Annotated in this window: 3 protein-coding genes; all 3 read right to left on the bottom strand. The window is 70.4% G+C overall.

Going from position 1 to position 3302, the window contains the following annotated elements; genetic code table 11:
* A partial coding sequence (gene nirK / locus VI238_RS10080) for a copper-containing nitrite reductase (RefSeq protein ID WP_331650940.1) occupies positions 1 to 1050 on the bottom strand: 1050 nt, incomplete at its 3' end.
* Positions 1051 to 1198: 148 nt separating this feature from the next.
* Positions 1199 to 2440 carry an MgtC/SapB family protein gene (locus tag VI238_RS10075; RefSeq protein WP_331650938.1) on the bottom strand — a complete coding sequence of 414 codons (1242 nt, stop codon included), beginning with the start codon at positions 2438 to 2440 and terminating at the stop codon, positions 1199 to 1201.
* A 137-nt stretch (positions 2441 to 2577) separates the two neighbouring features.
* On the bottom strand, positions 2578 to 2979 hold the full coding sequence (locus VI238_RS10070) for a SirB2 family protein (protein WP_331650936.1): 402 nt from the start codon (positions 2977 to 2979) through the stop codon (positions 2578 to 2580).
* Positions 2980 to 3302 lie beyond the last annotated feature (323 nt).

Raw genomic sequence — 3302 nt, 5'->3', positions numbered from 1 at the left:
CGCCTTGTTCTCCGGCCCGTCGACCTTGAGGATCGCGAGCGCGCCCTTGTTGAAGGCGCGGAAGATCGAGTGGTCGACGAGCACGTAGCTGCCCGGCACCTCGGTGTGGAACTCGACGATCGCGGCGCCGCCGGCGGGGATGAGCGTGGTCTGGACGTTTTCCTGCGGATGCGTGCCGCCTTCCTGCTGCACGCGATCGAAGATCTCGCCGATCACGTGGAAGCTCGAGACGAGGTTCGGGCCGCCGTTGCCGATGAACAGCCGCACGGTCTCGTTGGTCTTCGCTGTCAACGCCTTGTCGCCCGTGAGCGCGCCTTCATGGCCGTTGAACAGCACGTAGGTCGGCGATTCGTCGATCGCCTTCTCCATGTCGAACGGCTGGTGTCCCTTCTCGCGGTACTTGCCGCCCGTGTAGAAGTCGCCCTGCATCACGTAGTACTCGTGGTCGACCTTGGGCAGGCCCTCGGGTGGCTCGACGAGGATGAGTCCGTACATGCCGTTCGCGACGTGCATGCCGACCGGCGCGGTCGCGCAGTGGTAGACGTAGATGCCCTGGTTGAGCGCCTTGAACGTGAACTGCGACTCGTGGCCCGGCGCGGTGAAGCTCGACGCCGCGCCGCCGCCCGGTCCGGTCACGCCGTGCAGGTCGATGTTGTGCGGCATCTTGCTGTCGGGGGAATTCTTGAGGTGGAACTCGACCGTGTCGCCCTGGCGCACGCGGATGAAGCTGCCGGGCACGGTGCCGCCGAACGTCCAGAACGTGTACGTCACGCCCTCGGAGATCGGCATCTCCTTCTCGATCACTTCGAGCTCGACGATCACCTTCGCCGGTTGCGTGCGGTTCGTCGCCGGCGGCACTTCGGGCGGGCTCGTGAGCACGGCATGGACCGGCTCGCCCTGCGGCGGACCGAAGTCGCCCCGCGCGGAACCGCCCGTCGTGGCGACGGCGGGGACGTTCGCGGCGACGGCTTCGTTGGTGCCGGTCGAGCGGCTGGTGCAGCCGGCCAAAGCGGCGGCGCTGACGGCGACGGCAAGCAGCAAACGTTTCATCGGTAACCCCCTCGTTGCGTAATCGATCGATCCTGCGTGCAGCTTCCCCCATCCGAGTGCGATGCGCCTTGACCGGCGTCAAGCGGGACGAAGTGCAAGATTACACCGCTCGCGACCGAACGTCGCAGCGGCGAGCGGGTGCCCGGCGTCAGCGAAGCAGCGCGTACGCGAGCAGCAATGCGGTGTCGATCGCGAGCACGCCACCGACGAGCGGACGCGCGAACGAGGTTCCGCCCGCAGCGAGCGCCACGACGCACTTGACGAGCGAATTGGCGATGAACGCGAGTGCGACGCCGAGCGCCGCCTGCGGCAGCGGCAGGGTCGCCGTCGCCGCGAGCTGGCCGAGCGACACGGTCGCCGCGTGCACGTCGGCGAGGCCCGCGGCCGACGCCGCGAGCAACGCGCCGCGATCGCCGATCCATGCATGCAGCGCCGCCGACAGCAGCAGCGCGGTCGCGACGAGCGCGGCGAACAGCAGCGCATGGCGCAGGTCGAACGGCCGCGACGCCGCCGTCGCGGGCGTGTCGCCGTCGATCGCGCGTGCGCGCGCGACGGATACCGCGGCCAGCCCCGCGGCGACGAGGCCCGCGCACGCGAGCGACGGCGCGAGCGCGTAAAGCAGCGGTCGCGACGACGCCGCAAGGATCAGCGCGATCTGCACCACGGTCGGGACATTGGACAGCAGCGCGGCCGCGATCGCCGATCCGCGTGCCTGGGGCGTCGAGGCGGCGCGCTGTCCCATGCTGCCGATCGTCGCCGTGCTCGACACGAAGCCGCCGAGGAAGCCCGCGAGCAGCAGGCCGCGCCGCGCGCCGAGCGTACGCAACGCGACATAGCCGGCCGCGTTGATCGCCATCACGAGCACCACGAGCAGCCAGAGCGTGCGCGGGTTCAGCACGCCGAATGGATCGATCGCGCGATCGGGCAGCAACGGCAGCACGATCAGCACCGACGCTGCCAGCACGAGCAGGTCGTCGAGTTCGACGTCCGTGAGCGACTGGCGCGTGAAGCGGTGCAGCCACGGCTTGCTCGCGAGCACGATCGCGGTGAGCACGTAGAGGCCGGCGGCGAGCTGCGCCCGCGTCGCCGCGAGCGCGCCGAGCAGGTAGACGAGGACGAGTGCGACTTCGCTGGTCAGGCCGGGATCGCGCGTGCGCGAATCGAAGTACGCGACACCCGCGAACAGCGCCGTCGCCGCGCCACCGAGTACGAGCGCGGCGCTTCCGAGCAGGGCCCCGACCGTGCCGGCGAGGGCGGCGAGCACGCAGGTACGCGCGCCGATCGCGTCACGGCCCGGGCCCGTGCCCTTGCTGCGCTCGCGCTCGATGCCGACCAGCAGGCCGCCGCCGAGCGCGGCGAGGAGGCCGTACAGCAACGCGGACTCGGGCATCGGGTCGACTCGGCGTCGGTGGAAAGCCCGGCATCCTGCCGACGTTTCCGGTTGCGCCGCGGTACCGTCCGGGCGCGCTCGCGCGGGTCCGGCGCGCGCGCCGGATCGACCGCCTTCGAGGCTGCCTTCGCAGCCGCTCAGTGGACGAGTCGGCCGAGTATGCCCCACGCGTCGTGCGCGCGCGCGATCGTCACGATGAACGCGAACGTGAACAATGCGGCGAAATAGCAGGCCACCTGCGTGCGGCGGGTGCGCCCGCGCTTGAGCGCGAACGTGCCGAGCACGATGTAGACGACGAGGAGCAGCACCTTCGCCGTAAGCCAGGCCTGCACGAACGGATACTGGTGCAGGATCGTCACGAGCATGAGCGCCGCGGTGAGCAGCGTCGTGTCGATCGCGTAGGAAAGCCAGCGCAGCGCGGGATGGTTGGTCCAGCGCGACCGCAGCAGCATGAGCATGCCGCGCAGCATGAACAGGCCGCCGGAGAGGATCACCGCGGCGACGTGGACGAATTTGATCTGCGGGTAGAACTCGATCACGGTCTCGGGGGCTCTGTGTTGTTGGCGGGGCTCGCCGCGGTGCGGCTCGACACGCCCTACGGGAGGCGTGCACCGCGCGACCCGCCAAGCATACGCGGCCTGCGCGGTAGGGCGGTACGCGCACCGCGCGTGCCGCCGAACGTCTCGACGCGCCGCACGCTCACCGTCGCGCCCCGTCAGCCCGGCTTGCCGTCGACGCGCGGCGTGAGGAAGATCCAGGCCGACCGCAGCACCCACGGCAGGAACGCGATCAACCAGCCGAACGCGGCGACCACGAGCCAGCGCGGCAGGTCGGCGGAGAATTCCGCGTACAGCCGCACGAG

The sequence above is a fragment of the Dokdonella sp. genome, assembly GCF_036518555.1.
In the GTDB taxonomy this organism is placed as follows: Bacteria; Pseudomonadota; Gammaproteobacteria; order Xanthomonadales; family Rhodanobacteraceae; genus Dokdonella_A.
The sequence above is the reverse complement of the archived record's forward strand: the minus strand, read 5'-3'. Positions and strand labels throughout refer to the sequence as shown.